Raw genomic sequence first — 17,806 nt, forward strand, 5'->3', positions numbered from 1 at the left:
CGCGGCAGGCATGCCCTGCCGCCATTTATCAGGCTGCTCGCCAGCCGGAAACAATAATCAACATCCCCACCAAGGCCACGCCGGCCCCCAGCCAATCCAACGCAGACAATTTAACCCCGTCTACCACCCGTAGCCACAGCAACGCAGTTGCCACATAGACGCCGCCGTAAGCCGCATACACGCGCCCACTGGCGGCAGGATGCAGCGTCAACAGCCAGACAAACAACATCAGGCTCGCCGCAGCCGGCAACAGCAGCCACACGCTGGCGCTTTTTTTCAGCCACAGGTAGGGTAAGAAACAGCCAATGATCTCGGCCAATGCCGTCGCGAAAAATAACAGTGTGGTCTTGATCATAGGAACGTTTTCTCTCTATAAAGTAAACAAGGCCGTGCTTGGCTGGTGCAGTCTAAGTGCGCGATGGTATATTTATCAACACGCCTGAGGGCGCAGTAAGCCAGTGTTGCCGTTTTCAGGCAACACTAACTCATAAGGATGAAACGATGAAAACACTTTCGACTCAACGACTGCTGCGCGGGATGCTGCCGGTCGCCATGCTGGTGCTGATGGGTGCCTGGCAGGCTCCAGCGCTGGCTGCCACCTGCACTCAGGGCAGCACCTGCGTTACCGTCGATGGCAGCAACAGCGGAGCGATGAGCACAGAAGCGGCTCGCCAAAGCAAACAGCAATTCAACGACACCAAGTCCCTGCGCAACAAGGTCAACACCCGCGTGGAGAAAGAATTCGATAAGGTCGATAAGGCCATTGATAACGAAGAGCGCTGCGACGACAGCCTGAACGTTAACGCTTACTGGGAACCCAATACCCGTAAGTGTCTGGACCGCCAGACGGGCCGTCAGATTAATCCTTAATCTTGCCGCAGCAGGCGGCGGCCGTTACCCTACGACGCCGTTGCTGCTATCCTGACAAAGGAAGCCCAATCTCAAATAAGGATGAATTGATGAAAAAAGCGCTTATCCTGGGTGCATTGCTGCTGGCGTCAGCACCACTGGCTGCCCTGGCCTCGTGCGAAAGCGTGAAGGCTGATATTTCGCAGAAAATTGTCAATAACGGCGTGCCAGAATCTGGCTTCAAGCTGGATATTGTGCCGAATGACCAGGCCCAACAGGCTGGCGGGCTGGTGGTGGGTCACTGCGAAAATGACACACAGAAGATTGTCTATACCCGCATCAGTAACGGTGATGACAATGGTGACGCGGCGCAAACCGGCACCAGTCAGGACACTAAGACCTCGCAATAATGATCGTTAAGGGCGCTAACCGCGCCCTTTCCTTTTCTACTTCTTCTGCGCCTCACGCCTGTTCCGCTTCTTCACCCTCACCCTGTGGACGATGCCGCGCAGGAATCAGCATCGCTGCGGCGAGTGCCAGCAGTGATATCAGTGCAGAAACCAAAAATACCCCATGCAGCGAAGCGGCTACCTGTTGCGTCATATCCGCCAACATCTCCGGTGCCATTGATCCCCGCGCGGCAGGCTCCATTAACTGCTGAACAGGATCGGACGTTTGCGGTAAGCGGAGCTGCAGGTTGATGTTTAGCGTCGCCCCTAAAATCGCGGTCCCGATGGCCGAGCCCATCATTCGGGTAAACACGGTACAGGCGGTAGCGATACCGCGAATGCTGTGATGCGCCGCGTTTTGCACCGACACCAAGAATGTGGTGTTGCACAGCCCCATACCGGCGCCCACCATAAAGGCGGCCACGCGCCCCCATAACAGACCGCCGGCAGGTTGCAGCAGCAACAGGATCAGTCCCCCGGCCAACAGCAGTAATGCCCCCAGTAACGCCGTGGTCCGATAAGAGGTCATGAGCATCAACCGCCCACTAAAGGTGCTGGCCAGCGGCCAACCGATCGACATTAACGCCAAGGTCGTCCCTGCCTCCAACGGCGTTCTCCCCATCACGCCCTGAATAAAGGTTGGCAGGAAGGCGCTGATGCCCATCATCGCTGCACCAATCACCAGCCCGCCAATATTGCCGGCCACAATCACCCGACTTTGCCATAACGCCAGCGGGAACAACGGCTCTGGTGCACGTCGTTCCTGGCGGATCAGCAACATCAGCGAGATAGCCGCCAACACCAACAGCGGCAACACCCACCACCCCAGATTTTCTGCCTGCAGCAGTGACAACAGCAACGCGGTAACAAACAGCGTCAGCCAAGCGGTGCCCGCCAGGTCCAGCGCATGTTTACGCACCTGTTGGCGAGAAGGGAGATAACGAGCAAGGAAAAACATCGCCAGCAGACCAATCGGCAGATTGACCCAGAATACCAGCGCCCAGGGCAAATGCTGGACGATAAACGCCCCCAGTAAAGGGCCAATAATCGCCGATACCCCCCAAACGCTGGAGATGTAACCCATCACCTTTGGCCGCTCGGTGGGGCTGTAGATATCACCAATAATGGTGGTCGCTGTTGGCATAATAGCCCCGGCCCCCAGCCCCTGCAGCAGCCGAAAACCAATCAGCCAGTACATGTTTGGCGAGAAACCACAGAGTACCGACCCCAGCAAGAATAGCGATGCGCCAAAGAAAAATACCCGTTTGCGCCCCAGCAGGTCCGCCAGCCGACCATAAATGGGGATGGTGATGGCCTGCGCCAGCAAATAGACCGCAAATACCCACCCGAGCAGAGAAAACCCGCCGAGGTCGCCAATAATGGTCGGCATCGCCGTGGCGACAATGGTTGCCTCAATCGCGGACATAAACATCGCCAACATGCAGGCAATCAGGATCAAGGGACGGTGCGCGATGGGGGCAGATACTTCGTTATTTGTCATAGCGTTATTACAAACCGTAGATTTTTATTTTCACCTCATTATACCAGCCGGAAGAAACACTGCCGTTATCTGTGTCTACTTAGCTGTTTTTATTGGCGAAAAACGCACCATTTGAACGTATAGTGACAACGTCACTATAAATCAAGCTGAATCAGCCGCATAACCCACAAAGCGCGAACCTATCGGCGAATCTGCAAAGATTCTCTGGCCTTCGGTCGGGCCGCCAAGCACAATGCAAAGCTGAACCTTTCATTTTTCTCACGATTTTATTGCCGCATGAAACGATGGGTCCACCTGCACCACTATCGCGCCCTGCTGCGCCGTCTGTTTATTGCCATTTTTCTTGGTATTGCTGCCGCGTTGGTGGTTTGGCTGTTTCACCGTGCAATGCTCGGGTTGGAATGGTTACTGCTCGATCACGGTGAAGGCAGCCTGGTGGCTGCCGCGGCTGCGTTACCGGGCTGGCGCAGGGCGTTAACGCCCGCGTTGGGTGGCCTGGCCGCCGGTTTGCTGCTGTGGATTTACCAACGTTATCAACACCAACGTCAGGTAGCCCCCACCGATTATATGGAGGCCATTGAAACTGGCGACGGCCGACTCGACGTCAGCGCCAGCCTGGTAAAATGCCTGGCTTCGCTGCTGGTGGTATCGAGCGGCAGCGCTATCGGTCGTGAAGGCGCGATGATTCTGTTGGCAGCCTTGGTGGGGTCGGTGTTTGCCCAACGTTTCACTCATGAGAAAGAGTGGAAGCTGTGGGTGGCCTGCGGTGCCGCCGCCGGGATGGCCAGCGCCTACCATGCGCCCCTGGCGGGCAGCTTGTTTATCGCCGAAATACTCTTTGGTACGCTGATGTTGGCTTCTCTCGGCCCGGTGGTCATTGCCGCCGTCAGCGCATTGCTGGTCACCAATCTGCTCAATGGCGGCCAAGCGCCACTGTATTTGGTCGAACCCTTGCCTGCCCCTTGGCCAATACAATATCTGCTGATGGCGCTACTCGGCATCTTGGCCGGCGTTTGTGGCCCCTTATTTTTATGGGCAATGTCGGCGTCCGGCCATGCGTTCCGTTCACTGCGCCTGAAACCGCCACTGCAATTGGCACTTGGCGGGTTGATTGTGGGGTTGCTCTCGTTGCTGTTTCCTGAAGTGTGGGGCAATGGCTACAGCGTGGTGCAGTCACTGCTTAGCGCGCCGCCCGGCGTATTGTTGGTTGGCGCGATTCTGATCTGCAAGTTGCTGGCCGTACTTGCCAGCAGCGGTTCCGGTGCGCCTGGCGGTGTGTTCACGCCCACCCTGTTTGTTGGCGCGGCACTCGGCTCGGTGATTGGGCAATTGTGTGCCCTTTGGCCAGAATTAGGCAGTGCGGTGCCGCTGCTAATGGCGTTAACCGGCATGGCCACGCTGTTGGCTGCAACCACCCACGCACCGATTATGGCTGCATTAATGGTGTTCGAAATGACCGGTGAATATACTCTGCTGCCCGGCATTCTGCTGGCCTGCGTGATCGCAACCACCGTGTCACGTGGCTTACGTTCAGTGTCGGTCTATCACAATGCTTAACGACCCAAAAGAGGCGTAATATCCAGATAATGCGCCAACTCACGCTGTTCGGCGCGAGGCAGATAAGGAATTTCCCCCAGCAGTGGCGCAGGTATGCGCTGCTGCAATGCCTCGATGGTTTCAGCGTAGTGTGCCAACCCCGGATTGATGCGGTTTGCCACCCAGCCCAGTAAAGGCAGACCATCATTGATGATGGATTGTGCGGTAAGTAATGCGTGGCTAACACAACCCAGCTTAATTCCCACCACCAAGACCACCGGCAATTGCTCTTGGATAACCCATTCAGCATAAGGCCGCATATCGTTCATCAACACGCGCCAACCGCCACTCCCTTCGACCACCACCGTATCGGCTTTTGCGGATAAATGTTGCAAACCGCTGCTCATCACACCGTAGTTGATGTCATCGGTAGGCTGCGCGTGGAACACCTCTTCCAGGCAGGTGATGGGATTAATTTCTTGATACGACAACGGTATGGTTGATGAAGCCTGTAAAACCAGAGCGTCTTTATTGCGAAGGCCTTCGCTGGTTTCCTGACAGCGTGTGGCAACAGGCTTATAGCCGGCCACAGAGCGGCCTTGCGCAGCAAATGCCTGCAACAAAGCGCGGGAAATCACGGTTTTACCGACATCGGTATCCGTACCTGTAACAAATAAACGCGTTAACATGACTTAATTGCCCCGAGATGCACCGTTAACCAAAATATCACCGCAAAGACGGCGAAAGAGACGAACGGGAAAAGTCTAGAGGATGCCGGGGAGACGGGGCTTGAGGTAGCTCAACCTTTTGTCGTTAAACGATAAGAATTACTGATTGGTAGTGAGCGGGTATGGGGCACGTATTTTGGCTTAGCCTTGCAGCAACTGCACCAACAGCGAGCCATTGTATAACGCTTCTTTTACCAGTGCGGCACCTGGCATGGTGCCCTTATTGAAGAACTGGGTAGATTCTACCTTCACATTTTCACTGTAAGCCGGCAGCGATTGTTGGCGGATACAAGAGGCGATTGCCGGATGAAGAATTTCCGCCGCCCGGTTTAACGGTGAACCAACCAGAATTTTTTCCGGATTGAACAGATTGACCATGATGGCCAAAATCCGGCCTACGCTGTGTCCCACCCCAAGAATGATGTCTTTAGCCAGTTGATCGCCCGCCATCGCGGCATCACACAATGACTCCACCGTCAGTGGTGCGCCATGCAAGCTTGAACTCATTGAGCTACCGAGGCGCTGCTGGGCGATTTCAAGCATGTTTTCGATACTGGCCACAGTTTCCAGACAGCCGTGGTTACCGCAGTAACAGCGTTTGCCGTAAGGATCGACCTGAGTATGGCCAATCTCTACCACACTGTGGCTGCCTGCATGCAGAACTCTACCGCCCGTGATCACGCCGGCGCCAACGTTGTGGTCGATCACCACCTGAATCACGTTTTGGCTGCCGCGAGATGCGCCGTATAAGGCCTCGGCCATTGTCCAGGCACTAATGTCGTGTTGCAGATAAACCGGTAGCCCGGTACGCGTTTCCAGCGCCGGTCCCAGGGGCATGTCTTTGACGTCGTAAAACGGCATGCGGTGCACCACACCAGAAACGGCGTCAACCATGCCTGGCAGCGTAATGGCGATAGCCGTCAGCCGCTCAAGCTTGCTTTGATGACGAATGAAGAATTGATCTACTTCACCGAGAATACGCTTTAGCAGGGGATCAGGGTGTTCGGCGGCCAGAGGCAACAGCTCTTCGACCACCAATTTGCTGCTGATATCACGCAGCGCCAGCGTAATGGTGCCACGGCTGATGCGAGCGGACAGATAGTGCCAGGCTTCGGTGTCCAGCACCAACCCCACGGCAGGACGGCCACGGCTGCCCACTTCCTGGTATTCGGTTTCTTTAACCAGATGCGCTTCCAGCAGTTCGCGAACAATTTTGGTGATACTGGCGGGAGCGAGCTGCGCGCGTTTGGATAATTCGATACGCGAAATGGGGCCCAGTTGATCGATTAACCGATAAACTGCCCCTGCATTTGTTTGCTTGATTTGATCAATATGCCCAGGCTGCCCAACAGCAATCACAAACCTGCTCCTACTATTTTTCGCGCTTCTAAATAAAGACTATCGGCTATGGTGGGGCTTTTGTAATACAGCGTCAACTATTTGATTCGTTATGTGATTTGCTGCACAAATTCACCCCACTTTCACTGCGGATTGTGTTTTATTTGCCCAGCCTGGCCTTCAGGTTAACAGCAATGCCATCAGCGATTTGGCCGCTGCGGTCAGTGGCCTTTGCCGGTGATGCACCAACCAAACTTCCGTCATGGCACCCGGTTCTGCCAACGGCAAATACTGCACGCCATCAATTTTAACGCGGGCGAAAGACGCCGGCAGAATAGAAATACCCAACCCGGAAGACACCAGACCGATAATGGTCATCGCCTCGCCAACCTCTTGCGTGATGTAAGGAGTGATCCCCGCTTTGGCCAGCAAGGATAAAATTTCGTCATGCAGTGCGGTGCCCACCTCGCGGGAGAAAAACACGAAGGGCTCTTCCGCTAAATGCTGAAAACGCAATGTGCCGGGTGCAACATGGGTTAACGGATGCCCTTCCGGCACCACGGCCACCAAGGGTTCACACAGCAAAAGCTGATGTTTCAACGCGTCTGGTAAGCGCGTATTACGCATAACGCCCAGATCCAGTTCACCATTAAGCAAGGGTTCAATCTGCTGTTTGGTGTTTACTTCGCGCATTTTGATATGCACCTGTGGGTGTTGCTGCCGAAAAGCCCGCAAACTGCGTGATACGACGCTGATAAATGGGGCTGAGGACGTGAAACCTATGGTTAGCTCCCCCAACTCCCCGCGTTCCAGTCTGGCCGCTTTCTCAGCCGCCCGGCCGACCTGATCGAGTACCTGATACGCTTCTTTCAGGAACATCTCCCCCGCCTGCGTCAGGCTGACATTACGGTTGTTGCGCGCCAACAAACGCGCCCCCACCATCTCTTCCAACGCCTGGATCTGCTGGCTAAGCGGCGGCTGTGAAATCCGCAAGCGTTCGGCTGCACGCCCAAAGTGCAACTCTTCCGCCACGGCAACAAAATAGCGCAGATGTCTCAATTCAATATTCATACTTTAAACGTCTTAATTTTAATTATTAATATATTAGACAAAAAACTGCCCTCTCCCTATCATTTTGTTAACCCATGAAGTGCTGAATACACCCCCACGTTCGGTAAGGAAAAACTGTGACAACCCCTGTGCGTTCTGCGGCCAGTATGCCGTCGACGCTGGCCGCCAACGACGATGCGGCTGCTGCGCCAAAAACCCAACGTTCCACCCTGAACAAACTGCCCTACATCGAACGCGGAACGCCGCAGTTTATACGCGTTACGTTGGCGTTGTTTTCTGCCGGTCTGGCGACGTTCGCCTTGTTGTATTGTGTGCAACCGATTCTGCCGGTTTTATCACAAGACTTTGGCATCTCCCCTGCGGAAAGTAGCCTGTCCTTGTCAGTATCCACCGGCTTGCTGGCGCTCGGTCTGATGTTTACCGGCCCGCTTTCCGATGCCATCGGCCGTAAACCGGTTATGGTCGTGGCACTGCTGCTGGCGGCAATCTGCACCCTGATATGCGCCTTTATGACCAGTTGGCAAGGCATCTTGTTGATGCGTGCGTTGATAGGGCTTTCATTGAGCGGTGTCGCTGCCGTCGGCATGACCTATTTGAGCGAGGAAATCCATCCCAGCTTTGTCGCTTTTTCTATGGGCTTGTATATCAGCGGGAACTCGATCGGTGGCATGAGTGGCCGCCTGGTGACTGGAGTACTGACCGATTTCTTCTCCTGGCGTGTATCACTGGCCGTGATTGGGTTATTTGCCTTGGCTGCCGCCTGTATGTTCTGGCGCATTTTGCCCGCCTCCACGCACTTTCGTGCCAGTTCACTGCGTCCACGCACCTTGCTGATAAACTTTCGTCTGCATTGGCACGACAAGGGATTGCCATTGCTGTTCGCCGAAGGGTTTCTACTGATGGGCAGCTTCGTGACCATGTTTAACTATATCGGTTACCGCCTGCTGTCTGATCCTTACCATCTCAGCCAGGCGATTGTGGGCTTGCTGTCGGTGGTGTACCTGACCGGCTCCTACAGTTCACCCAAAGCCGGTGCCATGACCAGCCGTTTTGGCCGCGGACCCGTGCTATTGGCTTCAACGCTGATTATGCTGATCGGGATTCTTATCACCGCACTGGCTCCGGTAGCGGTTATTTTTCTCGGCATGATGTTGTTCACCGCCGGTTTCTTTGCCGCCCACTCTGTCGCCAGCAGTTGGATTGGACGTCGCGCCCGCCGGGCCAAAGGCCAGGCATCATCACTCTACCTGTTCTGTTACTACGTAGGCTCCAGCGTCGCGGGTACACTTGGCGGTGTTTTCTGGCACAGTTTCGGCTGGAATGGCGTCGTGGCGTTTATCAGCGTGATGCTGCTGCTGGCTTTACTGGTCGTGCACTACCTGAAAAAACTGCCGGAAGCTGCACGCATTTAATCCCCTGTTCACTGCCTGCTCGCTATTGACTCTGGCGGGCGGTGACCTTGATTCCCCTGCCAGGCCTGGACCACTCGATGTTCACCCCGTCACGGTGGCTGATGTTGCCCTTTTGTTTGCCGCTCTCTTAATGTATGTTGTAACTAAAATGAGAGGTGAATGATGGACAAGTACGGTTTAATCGGCAGGATGAATGCTTGTTTCAATGAGCTGGAACAGGCGCTGGCCGCTCTCCACCAGCAGATCCTGCCGCTGCGCTTGCTGGCTGGCCGGGTATTCAGTCTGCCGGAGATCGAGAAAGGCAAAGAACATGCGGCTGTGGAGCAGATCGCCGTCGAGCAGCATCTTGGCCAGGCGGCACGTGATTTGGCGCTGGAACACGTCCAGCGGCTGTTTATCCATCACAACAAGCATAACGTCAGCAGCAAGGCGGCGGTACGCCTGCCCGGCGTGTTCTGCTTGGCGGTGGAACAACCGGAATACCGGGCGATACAGGCGCAGGTTGCTTTGATTAACCGACTCAAAGCCGAGCTGGAGCAGATTATCACCGTCGACTCCGGCCTGGCACCGGAGCAGCGTTTTGACTTTGTTCACACTCACCTGCACGGCCTGATCACCCTCAGCGCCTATCGTACCCTCACCGTTTTGACGAATCCGGATTCCGTGCGTTTCGGCTGGGCCAACAAGCACATTATCAAGAACGTGAAACGCGATGATATTCTGGCTCAATTGGAAAAAAGCCTGAAGGCTGGGCGTGCAGTTCCGCCCTATAACCGTGAGCAATGGGCCGAGCTGGTCGGCCGCGAGATCGAGGATGTCAGCCGTCTGCCGCAGCAAGCGACGTTGAAAATTAAACGCCCGGTAAAAGTGCAGCCCATCGCCCGTGTTTGGTATCAGCCGCAGCAAAAGCAGGTACAACACCCCTGCCCGCTACCGCTGATTGCCCTGTGCCAGGTTGAGCTCGGTGCCAAGGTGCCAAAGATTGGCGAGCTGCTCAATTACGACGCCGCGGCGGTCAAACACAAATACAAACCAGACGCCAAACCGCTACGACTGCTGGTTAAACGGCTGCATCTTTATACCGACATGCCTACTCGCTGAGGCTGTAAACCCGCAGGCGGTGGCCGTCCGGATCGGTGGCGACAAAGCTGTAACCAAAGTCCAGCGTCACAGGTGGCTGAATTATCTCAAGCCCTTGTTCACACCACTGCGGGTAAAGCGCATCCACTTGCTGCGGCGTTTCGCACATAAAACCGATTTCTCCGCCGCCACCGGTAACCCTTGCGGCAGGCTCCACGGTATGTTTCGACCACATCGCTAATTTGAAGCCGTTACCCAGCACAAACAGCGCAAAGGTAGGCGAAAGTTCCACCGGTGCCTGCCCCAATAAACGGCGGTAAAAAGCAGCACTCTTTTCTGGGTTATCAACGTACAGAAGGGTCATGTTCGGCATGGTCATCTTATCCACCTTAGGGCTGAGGGGAACCGGTTGGTTCCCGATAACCCAAGGCTAAACGGGTCTGCTGACAGTTTTTGGCAGCAGTGATGATTACTGCGGTGGGATGCCCTGCGCTTTATGCCACTCTTTCATCAACATGCGGCGGCCTCTCGGGTAACGCTGTTCCAGTAGCGTCGCCCGGTGAATGCGGTCGAGGCGGAAATGGCGAAAGGACTGGCGTAGTTCGCACCAGGCAACCAGCATTCGTGTCTGTTCAAAATACCCGAGCGCAAATGGCCACAGAATACGTTCACTGACGTTACCCTCGCGGTCACAGTAATCCACCGCGAGCTTACGCTCCTGACGGATGACGTCGCGAATCAGCACCAGCGTCTCATCCGCAACCTTCACTAAGTCCATCGGGCCAATCAGTAACGTACTGGCCTCCAGCTCATCGCGCAGCGTTGCAGGCAAAACGTCGGCGATTTTTGCCAACGCGTTATTGGCTGCGCCCGCCAGTTGGCTGTCGCCTCGTCGTCCTACCCAGCGCATCCCCAACACCAGCGCCTCTATTTCTTGTTGGGAGAACATCAGGGGTGGCAACATAAAGCCAGGCCGCAGCACATAGCCGACACCCGCCTCACCGACGATCTCAGCCCCCTGCTGTTGCAACGTGGCTATGTCACGGTACAACGTGCGCATACTGACCTTCATTTCCTGTGCTAACGCCTGGCCGGTGACCGGGTAGCGATGCCGCCGTAAGATCTGCATGAGATCGAATAAACGCTCGGTACGCGACATCCATTTCTCTCCATAAAAAAGGGCTTACCCTAAGTAAGCCCTGTGCAATGCAGACTATCAATTACTTCTTCATACTTCCAACCATCTCTTCTGGGCGGACCCACAGATCAAACTGTTCTTCCGTCAGGTAACCCAGCTTCAGCGCCGACGCCTTCAATGTCAGGCCTTCTTTATGCGCTTTTTTGGCGATTTCTGCGGCCTTGTCATAGCCAATATGCGTATTCAGCGCGGTCACCAACATCAGCGACTCATTCAGCAACTGGCTGATGCGGTCACGATTAGGTTCGATACCTACCGCACAATGCTCGTTAAAGCCTTGCATACCGTCGGCCAATAGGCGGATGGACTGCAAATAGTTGTGGATCACCATCGGGCGGAATACGTTCAACTCAAAGTTGCCAGAAGCACCGCCAATATTCACCGCCACGTCGTTGCCCAGCACCTGTGCGCAAAGCATGGTCATCGCTTCGCACTGGGTCGGATTCACCTTACCCGGCATGATCGAGCTGCCTGGTTCGTTTTCCGGGATGGCGATTTCACCAATGCCGCAACGTGGGCCGGACGACAGCCAACGCACATCGTTAGCAATTTTCATCAACGACGCTGCCAGGCCTTTTAGTGCACCGTGGCCCTGTACCAGCGCATCACAGGTCGCCAATGCTTCAAACTTGTTGGGTGCCGTGACAAACGGCTGTTGCGTCAGCTCGGCCAGCGCCTTCGCAACGCGAACGGCGTATTCCGGATGCGTATTCAGCCCAGTACCCACGGCGGTGCCGCCCAGCGCCAGTTCGCAAATATGCGGAATGCTGTCTTCAATATGGCGCAGACTGTGCGCCAACATTGCTGCCCAACCGGAAATTTCCTGGCCAAGGGTCAGCGGCGTAGCGTCCTGCAGATGGGTGCGGCCGATTTTAACGATATCGCGGAAGGCATCCGCTTTGTCGCTCAAGGTTTTATGCAGCACGTTCAATTCGGGGATCAGATGCTCGCGCACAGCAAGCACAGCGGCGACATGCATCGCGGTCGGAAACACGTCATTGGAACTTTGGCTCTTGTTGACGTCGTCATTCGGGTGCACCCGCCGCTCTTCGCCGCGTACGCCCCCCAATAACTCACTGGCGCGGTTAGCCAGCACTTCATTCATGTTCATGTTGGTCTGGGTACCGGAGCCGGTCTGCCAGATTGACAACGGGAATTCATCTGTATGCTGATCCGCCAGTACTTCATCGGCGGCGCGGATAATCGCATTGGCCCGCTCGGCCGGCAGCAGTCCCAAATCCATATTCACGCTGGCCGCGGCGCGTTTGGTCAACGCCAGTGCGTGAATCAAGGCGGTCGGCATCTTCTCAGAGGAAATACGAAAGTGCTCCAGAGAACGCTGCGTTTGCGCGCCCCATAGCCTTTCTGCCGGCACTTCGATGGGTCCCATAGAGTCTTTTTCAATACGAACGGCTGCCATCACGATCTCCTTAGTACAATTCCTAAAAATGTACGATTACGCCAACGTACTTGAGCCCGTCAGCACACCCATCCAGTATAGTGACATAATAACTATTCGCATTAAGAGAGTTACCTCACAGCATTTTTTCTTCATTGTCTTAAACAGTGTGCGGGCATTATTTTTTAGCTCCCATTCTCTCCCCCTTCTTCTACCTCATAGTGCGGAATAATAAAAAAGCGCCATCTGGCGCTCTTAATATTTATTGCACGGCACACCTATTAATGGTGGTGTTGGTTATAGGCATTAATTCTTTGATCCTGCAGATGGTTGATTTCATCGTAGGCGTCCTGACGTTCATTGTGGCGATACACCCCCACGCCGACAGCACCAGCCACCGCAGCGACGGGGTGGGCGACCGTTGTTGTCGCAACCGGAGCGGCAGTCACCACCACAGGTGCAGGTGCCACAACGACCGGCCGCGGTACAACAACCACGGGGCGAGGCGCCACAATCACCGGCCTGGGTGCCACCACCACGGGCCTGGCAATGCCATAGCCATATGCATGGGTAACAACGACAGCCGCATTAGCACCCGACGTGCACATAACCAGAACCAGTAAAAGTTTTTTCATCAGCGCCTCAGCGTTAAGTCATTATCAGAGAGTCGGTTTATTGGTCTGCACTGTATAGCGACGCCATTGGGTAATTTAAGCCATTTGTGTGGTTGCTGATAAAAACGAAATAATTATGATGAAAGATATATTCACCCGGTAATAATTCACGTCAGAAAACACAGATTGAAATATATTGGAGCATAATACTACGGCCAAAATATTTATTTCGGTATGCATGCCGGATTTACGCTGTGCCACAATAACAGGCTATTTATTCTACTTTCCCCCGCCCGGTGTTGTGCCACCCTGGCCTTTGTCAAGGGACAGGGGAATTGTGACTGTTGACGCTATCACGTTATACTTTGCCAGCCGCGGGGCAGCGGCACAGATGAGCCACATGTTTGATCATCCCCCCCTTTCTCGCCGTCGTTCGGGTGTAGGATGGAGCTCGCCTAATTTGTTTGTTTTAGCCTTTTATCCCCCCTGGCTTTCAACGTGCAGTGTGAAAACCAAAGGGGATAAATCAGTCAGCTACTTACCGTCACCCGGCGGCGAATGCAAAGGATGTTTATCAAGATGCAAAAAATGATCAACGCAGTGCAGAACTATGCGTGGGGCAGTCACGACGCATTAACTCAGCTGTATGGTATCGCCAACCCACAAGGGTTGCCGATGGCCGAGCTGTGGATGGGCGCTCACCCGAAGAGCAGCTCGCGCGTAGCGGGGTCCGACGGCAATTTGCGCTCACTGCGCGATGTCATTGATGAAGATCAGTCCAAGCAATTGGGCACCGACGTCGCCCGCCGTTTTGGCGAGTTGCCCTTCCTGTTCAAAGTGCTGTGCGCCGATCAACCGCTGTCAATTCAAGTGCACCCGAGCAAGTCTGCGGCTGAAATCGGTTTTGCCAAAGAAAACGCGGCGGGCATTCCACTGGATGCGGCCGAGCGCAATTATAAAGATCCCAATCACAAACCTGAGCTGGTGTTTGCCCTGACGCCATTCCTGGCGATGAACGGCTTCCGTGAACTGTCCGATATTGTTTCCCTGTTACAGCCACTCGCCGGGGCGCATCACGATATTGCCGCGTTCTTGCAACAGCCTGACGTAACCCGCTTATCAGCGCTGTTTGCCAGCCTGTTGGCGATGAGCGGTGAGCAAAAAGCGTTGGCGCTCGGCGTACTGAAAGCCGCGTTGAACAACCAACAGGGTGAGCCTTGGGATACCGTGCGCTTTATCGCTGGTTTCTACCCGGAAGACAGCGGCCTGTTTTCACCGTTGCTGCTGAACGTGGTTCAGCTCAAGCCAGGCGAAGCGATGTTCCTGTATGCCGAAACCCCACACGCCTACCTGAAAGGCGTTGCACTGGAAGTGATGGCCAACTCGGACAATGTACTGCGTGCCGGCCTGACACCAAAGTTCATTGATATCCCAGAATTGCTGGCTAATCTGCAATTCCGCCCGCAGCCGGCTGCCGGCCTGCTGACTCAACCACAAAAACGCGGCGATGAGCTCTTCTTCCCCATCCCGGTTGACGATTTCGCGTTCTCGTTACACGACCTTTCCGCCACCCCGCAGGCGCTGACACAAAATAGTGCCGCTATTTTGTTCTGCGTAGACGGTGAAGCCGTGCTGACCAAGCAAAACCAGCAATTGGTCCTCAAACCGGGTGAATCCTGCTTTATTGGCGCGTTTGAATCGCCGGTTAGCGTCAGCGGTTCGGGCCGAATCGCCCGTGTTTATAACCTGTTGTCGTAAACACTCGGTAAATTTCCGCAAATTGGTTGCTGAAAGAGTGGCTTACCTTCACAATTAAACGCCTGCGGGCGTTTTTTTATTGGCCCAAATTTGCCCAGCCACCTGCTTAAGACAGTTGGCTTAATAAGGATGAACAGAACTATGAAAAAATCGTTAGTCGCTGTTAGCGTCATTGTGGTTCTTGGCGCAGCATGGACCGGGGCTTCCTGGTACACCGGCAAACTGATCGAACAACGGATGGGTGAAGTGGTTGATAACGCCAACAGCCAACTCAAAGCCTATCTGCCAAAAGCCGGTGTCAAACTGGGTTACGAAAATTACCAACGCGGTATTTTCAGCAGCAAAATTCGCTATGTCCTGCGCGCTGACGGCAGCGTCACGACTGACGATGCGCCTCTGAAAGCCGGCGATGAAGTCGCGTTTATGGAAACCATCGATCACGGCCCGTTCCCGTTGGCCCAGTTGAAAAAATTCAACCTGTTACCGAGCATGGCGTCGGTGCATACCGAACTGGAAAACACCGCAGCAACCAAAGGTCTGTTTGAGATCACCAAGGGTAAATCGCTGTTCACCGCCGAATCCCGCATTTCTTACTCGGGCGACACCTCGTCCGCTATTGACGTGATCCCGCTGGATTACCAAAAAGACAAGTCAGCGCTGAAGTTCGGCGGTGCAACCATCAATGCCGATGTATCACGCGATATGAAAGCCATCACGCTGGACGCCAGCAGCGACAGCGCCGTGATCAGCGGCCCAAACCAGTTTGGTCAAACCGAACAGGTGCAGCTGCTGGGCGCTACGCTGAAAAGCAACACCCACGCAGGTCAGTTCGATCTCAGCCTGGGTAACCAGAATCTGGCAGTAAAACAGGTTAAGGTTGCCGTTGACGGTAAAGAAACGCTGACGCTGGACGGCTTTAAATTGGCAAGCCAATTCGGTGAGAAAGACAGCAATCTGAACGGCCAGATCGATTACACCATGGACGCGTTGAAGATCCAAAACAGCGACTTCGGCTCCGGTAAGTTGACGTTAAAAATCGACAAACTGGACGCAAAATCGCTGAAAGAGTTCGCCGACCGTTACAACCAACAAGCGATGGCGATGCTGCAGCAGGCACAAACGATGGATCCTGTGGCCTATCAGCAGCAAACCACCGATATCCTGCTGCAAAATCTGCCGCTGCTGTTGAAAGGCAACCCGACCATTAGCGTTGCCCCGTTGAGCTGGAAAAACAGCAAGGGTGAAAGCACCTTTACCCTGAATCTGGACCTGACCGACCCGGCGCAAGCTGGCTCACCGGCAGAGTCGCCAGACCAATTGATTGCCCGTTCAGTGAAAAAACTGGATGCAAACCTGAGCATTCCTGTCGCAATGGCAACTGAAATCACGTCACAAACTGCATTACTGCAGGGTTACAGTGCTGAAGAAGCTCAGAAACTGGCACAGCAACAGGTGCAAGGGCTGGCGGCCATGGGGCAGATGTTCAAACTGACCACCTTGAAAGACGACGTGATTGGCAGCAGCTTCCATTACGCCGACAATCAGGTTGATCTGAACGGCAACAAGATGTCACTGCAAGAGTTCATCGGCACCTTCGGTCTGCTGGGAGCTCCAGCGGAAGACGGGGCCCCGGCTCAGGACGCCGCGCCGGCACCAGCCCAGTAATCCCCGTTCGAAAAGCATTGAGGCCCGCTTAGCGGGCCTTTTTATTGCTAAACCCCATACACCGCATCGCGGATCTGCTGCGGATAGAGCCCACTCATCCCCTCAAACGCCGTATTGGTCAACGCCACCACGCTCAATGCTGCCTGCGGATCGTAAAACCAACTGTGCCCATACACACCGCCCCACTGCAGAGTGCCATTGTGCTGTGGCGTCGCCGCCAACTGCGCGTCCACCAAGACCGCGCCACCAAAGCCAAAGCCCCAGCCCGGCCCCTGAATTTCAGCCTCTGCCCCAACATGGGGTTGGCGCATCAGTTCCGCCGTGGCCGGTTGCAAAATGCCGTCGCCGCCATTGCGCAATGTTTCCACCAGCCGCAGCACATCATCAGCATCACCGACCATACCGGCTCCGCCGGAGGCATAGGCCTGAGGATCAAGCCCGCGTGAAGGCGACAATTCGATAGCGAAGCCAAAGCCTTCCGGCAAGGCCAGCCGCATCCCATCATAAATGGGTTCTGGACGGGCAGCCGTATCCTGATAGGCCGTAGCCAGATTGTCGGCCTGAGCGGCGTGAAAACCGGTATTTCCCAATCCCAACGGTTGTGCAACCCAGGCATTGAATAACTGTGGCAGTGGCTCCCCCGCAACCTGCTCCAACACGGCCCCCAGCACGTCGATAGACAGAGAGTAATTAAACTCGCGACCCGGCTCGGCCAGCAGGTCCGCCTGCGCCAACAGGCGCAAGTTCTGTTCCAGCGTCAATGACGACAGCACCATACCGTCCTGAATGCCCAAACGCTGATATACCCCATCATCAGGCTGATTAAAGCGATAACTCAACCCGGCAGTGTGGCTCAGTAAGTGACGAATTTTAATCTCGGGGTGACGACCGTCAGGCAACGTCGGCGTGAACCAGGGTAACCAACGGCTGACCGCATCATCCAAATTCAGCTTTTGCTGTTCGACCATGCGCATCGCCGCCAATGTGATGTAGGGCTTGGAGACTGACGACAGCAGGAATTGCGTCTCACGCCGCATAGGCCGCTGTTGCTCTCGATCGGCGTAGCCGTTGGCTTCGGCGTAAATGACGGTGCCGTGTCGCGCCACCAACACCACGCTGCCGACGATACGCTCTTCTTCAATTGCCCGCAGGCTGACCGCCTGAACTCTTTCTGCTAATGACTGATTCACTGTCGACATGTTTTATTG

General features: G+C 54.9%; 17 protein-coding genes. 7 read left to right on the top strand and 10 right to left on the bottom strand.

Annotated features, from left to right (window positions below; all coding sequences use genetic code 11):
- Positions 1-28: 28 nt before the first annotated feature.
- Entirely contained in the window at positions 29-355 is a 327-nt protein-coding gene (locus tag AC2FC2_RS05215) for a YnfA family protein (RefSeq protein WP_265556107.1), read from the bottom strand.
- Between the two features lie 146 nt (positions 356-501).
- On the opposite strand from AC2FC2_RS05215, the gene AC2FC2_RS05220 reads away from it, so the two are divergent.
- Both AC2FC2_RS05220 and AC2FC2_RS05225 read left to right on the top strand, forming a co-directional pair.
- Entirely contained in the window at positions 502-870 is a 369-nt protein-coding gene (locus AC2FC2_RS05220; protein ID WP_209633173.1) for a DUF1283 family protein, read from the top strand.
- A gap of 89 nt (positions 871-959) precedes the next feature.
- Positions 960-1,259, top strand: a complete 300-nt coding sequence (locus AC2FC2_RS05225) for a DUF1161 domain-containing protein (protein WP_209633172.1) — start codon at positions 960-962, stop codon at positions 1,257-1,259.
- A 52-nt stretch (positions 1,260-1,311) separates the two neighbouring features.
- On the opposite strand, the gene AC2FC2_RS05230 is transcribed toward AC2FC2_RS05225, so the two are convergent.
- Positions 1,312-2,799, bottom strand: a complete 1,488-nt coding sequence (locus AC2FC2_RS05230; RefSeq protein ID WP_490658894.1) for an MDR family MFS transporter — start codon at positions 2,797-2,799, stop codon at positions 1,312-1,314.
- Between the two features lie 276 nt (positions 2,800-3,075).
- On the opposite strand from AC2FC2_RS05230, the gene clcB reads away from it, so the two are divergent.
- Positions 3,076-4,356, top strand: a complete 1,281-nt coding sequence (gene clcB, locus AC2FC2_RS05235; RefSeq protein ID WP_209633168.1) for a voltage-gated ClC-type chloride channel ClcB — start codon at positions 3,076-3,078, stop codon at positions 4,354-4,356.
- On the opposite strand, the gene bioD is transcribed toward clcB, so the two are convergent.
- The 3 genes from bioD to AC2FC2_RS05250 form a co-directional block, all read right to left on the bottom strand.
- Positions 4,353-5,024 carry a dethiobiotin synthase gene (gene bioD / locus AC2FC2_RS05240; RefSeq protein WP_490658895.1) on the bottom strand — a complete coding sequence of 224 codons (672 nt, stop codon included), beginning with the start codon at positions 5,022-5,024 and terminating at the stop codon, positions 4,353-4,355. The genes clcB and bioD overlap by 4 nt on opposite strands.
- A 180-nt stretch (positions 5,025-5,204) precedes the next feature.
- The gene (gene mlc, locus AC2FC2_RS05245) at positions 5,205-6,422 is read right to left on the bottom strand and encodes a sugar metabolism global transcriptional regulator Mlc (RefSeq protein ID WP_209633163.1); all 1,218 of its coding nucleotides are present in this window, start codon (positions 6,420-6,422) and stop codon (positions 5,205-5,207) included.
- A 159-nt stretch (positions 6,423-6,581) separates the two neighbouring features.
- The gene (locus tag AC2FC2_RS05250; protein WP_209633161.1) at positions 6,582-7,472 is read right to left on the bottom strand and encodes a LysR family transcriptional regulator; all 891 of its coding nucleotides are present in this window, start codon (positions 7,470-7,472) and stop codon (positions 6,582-6,584) included.
- 146 nt (positions 7,473-7,618) lie between these two features.
- Here AC2FC2_RS05250 and AC2FC2_RS05255 point away from each other — a divergent pair, with 146 nt between their 5' ends.
- Together AC2FC2_RS05255 and tus are read left to right on the top strand one after the other, a co-directional pair.
- Complete coding sequence (locus tag AC2FC2_RS05255; RefSeq protein ID WP_265556183.1) at positions 7,619-8,884, top strand: MFS transporter; 1,266 nt, start codon at positions 7,619-7,621, stop codon at positions 8,882-8,884.
- 162 nt (positions 8,885-9,046) lie between these two features.
- Complete coding sequence (gene tus / locus AC2FC2_RS05260; protein WP_209634189.1) at positions 9,047-9,985, top strand: DNA replication terminus site-binding protein; 939 nt, start codon at positions 9,047-9,049, stop codon at positions 9,983-9,985.
- Here tus and AC2FC2_RS05265 read toward each other — a convergent pair.
- The 4 genes from AC2FC2_RS05265 to AC2FC2_RS05280 all read right to left on the bottom strand — a co-directional run bounded on the left by AC2FC2_RS05265 (position 9,975) and on the right by AC2FC2_RS05280 (position 13,196).
- Entirely contained in the window at positions 9,975-10,343 is a 369-nt protein-coding gene (locus AC2FC2_RS05265) for a VOC family protein (protein WP_209633158.1), read from the bottom strand. The two genes, tus and AC2FC2_RS05265, sit on opposite strands and share 11 nt — an antisense overlap.
- A gap of 90 nt (positions 10,344-10,433) precedes the next feature.
- Complete coding sequence (locus tag AC2FC2_RS05270; protein WP_209633156.1) at positions 10,434-11,123, bottom strand: helix-turn-helix transcriptional regulator; 690 nt, start codon at positions 11,121-11,123, stop codon at positions 10,434-10,436.
- 61 nt (positions 11,124-11,184) lie between these two features.
- Entirely contained in the window at positions 11,185-12,582 is a 1,398-nt protein-coding gene (gene fumC, locus AC2FC2_RS05275) for a class II fumarate hydratase (RefSeq protein WP_209633154.1), read from the bottom strand.
- A 260-nt stretch (positions 12,583-12,842) separates the two neighbouring features.
- The gene (locus AC2FC2_RS05280) at positions 12,843-13,196 is read right to left on the bottom strand and encodes a hypothetical protein (protein ID WP_404759687.1); all 354 of its coding nucleotides are present in this window, start codon (positions 13,194-13,196) and stop codon (positions 12,843-12,845) included.
- 558 nt (positions 13,197-13,754) lie between these two features.
- Here AC2FC2_RS05280 and manA point away from each other — a divergent pair.
- Positions 13,755-14,933 (top strand): mannose-6-phosphate isomerase, encoded by a 1,179-nt coding sequence (manA, locus tag AC2FC2_RS05285; RefSeq protein ID WP_209633150.1) that lies wholly within the window; start codon positions 13,755-13,757, stop codon positions 14,931-14,933.
- Between the two features lie 141 nt (positions 14,934-15,074).
- On the top strand, positions 15,075-16,598 hold the full coding sequence (locus tag AC2FC2_RS05290) for a YdgA family protein (protein WP_209633148.1): 1,524 nt from the start codon (positions 15,075-15,077) through the stop codon (positions 16,596-16,598).
- 47 nt (positions 16,599-16,645) lie between these two features.
- Here AC2FC2_RS05290 and AC2FC2_RS05295 read toward each other — a convergent pair whose 3' ends face one another.
- Positions 16,646-17,797, bottom strand: a complete 1,152-nt coding sequence (locus AC2FC2_RS05295) for a serine hydrolase domain-containing protein (protein WP_490658896.1) — start codon at positions 17,795-17,797, stop codon at positions 16,646-16,648.
- Positions 17,798-17,806 lie beyond the last annotated feature (9 nt).

It is taken from the genome of Serratia sp. CoH_122_TC_1 (assembly GCF_058191755.1).

Excerpts from the sequence above, each read along its gene's own strand:
- AC2FC2_RS05295 (WP_490658896.1), bottom strand. The coding sequence starts at position 17,797 with ATGTCGACAGTGAATCAGTCATTAGCAGAAAGAGTTCAGGCGGTCAGC.
- bioD (WP_490658895.1), bottom strand. The coding sequence starts at position 5,024 with ATGTTAACGCGTTTATTTGTTACAGGTACGGATACCGATGTCGGTAAA.
- AC2FC2_RS05215 (WP_265556107.1), bottom strand. The coding sequence starts at position 355 with ATGATCAAGACCACACTGTTATTTTTCGCGACGGCATTGGCCGAGATC.
- manA (WP_209633150.1), top strand. The coding sequence starts at position 13,755 with ATGCAAAAAATGATCAACGCAGTGCAGAACTATGCGTGGGGCAGTCAC.
- tus (WP_209634189.1), top strand. The coding sequence starts at position 9,047 with ATGGACAAGTACGGTTTAATCGGCAGGATGAATGCTTGTTTCAATGAG.
- AC2FC2_RS05220 (WP_209633173.1), top strand. The coding sequence starts at position 502 with ATGAAAACACTTTCGACTCAACGACTGCTGCGCGGGATGCTGCCGGTC.
- AC2FC2_RS05290 (WP_209633148.1), top strand. The coding sequence starts at position 15,075 with ATGAAAAAATCGTTAGTCGCTGTTAGCGTCATTGTGGTTCTTGGCGCA.
- AC2FC2_RS05230 (WP_490658894.1), bottom strand. The coding sequence starts at position 2,799 with ATGACAAATAACGAAGTATCTGCCCCCATCGCGCACCGTCCCTTGATC.
- AC2FC2_RS05265 (WP_209633158.1), bottom strand. The coding sequence starts at position 10,343 with ATGACCATGCCGAACATGACCCTTCTGTACGTTGATAACCCAGAAAAG.
- fumC (WP_209633154.1), bottom strand. The coding sequence starts at position 12,582 with ATGGCAGCCGTTCGTATTGAAAAAGACTCTATGGGACCCATCGAAGTG.
- AC2FC2_RS05225 (WP_209633172.1), top strand. The coding sequence starts at position 960 with ATGAAAAAAGCGCTTATCCTGGGTGCATTGCTGCTGGCGTCAGCACCA.
- AC2FC2_RS05270 (WP_209633156.1), bottom strand. The coding sequence starts at position 11,123 with ATGTCGCGTACCGAGCGTTTATTCGATCTCATGCAGATCTTACGGCGG.
- clcB (WP_209633168.1), top strand. The coding sequence starts at position 3,076 with ATGAAACGATGGGTCCACCTGCACCACTATCGCGCCCTGCTGCGCCGT.
- AC2FC2_RS05280 (WP_404759687.1), bottom strand. The coding sequence starts at position 13,196 with ATGAAAAAACTTTTACTGGTTCTGGTTATGTGCACGTCGGGTGCTAAT.
- AC2FC2_RS05255 (WP_265556183.1), top strand. The coding sequence starts at position 7,619 with ATGCCGTCGACGCTGGCCGCCAACGACGATGCGGCTGCTGCGCCAAAA.
- AC2FC2_RS05250 (WP_209633161.1), bottom strand. The coding sequence starts at position 7,472 with ATGAATATTGAATTGAGACATCTGCGCTATTTTGTTGCCGTGGCGGAA.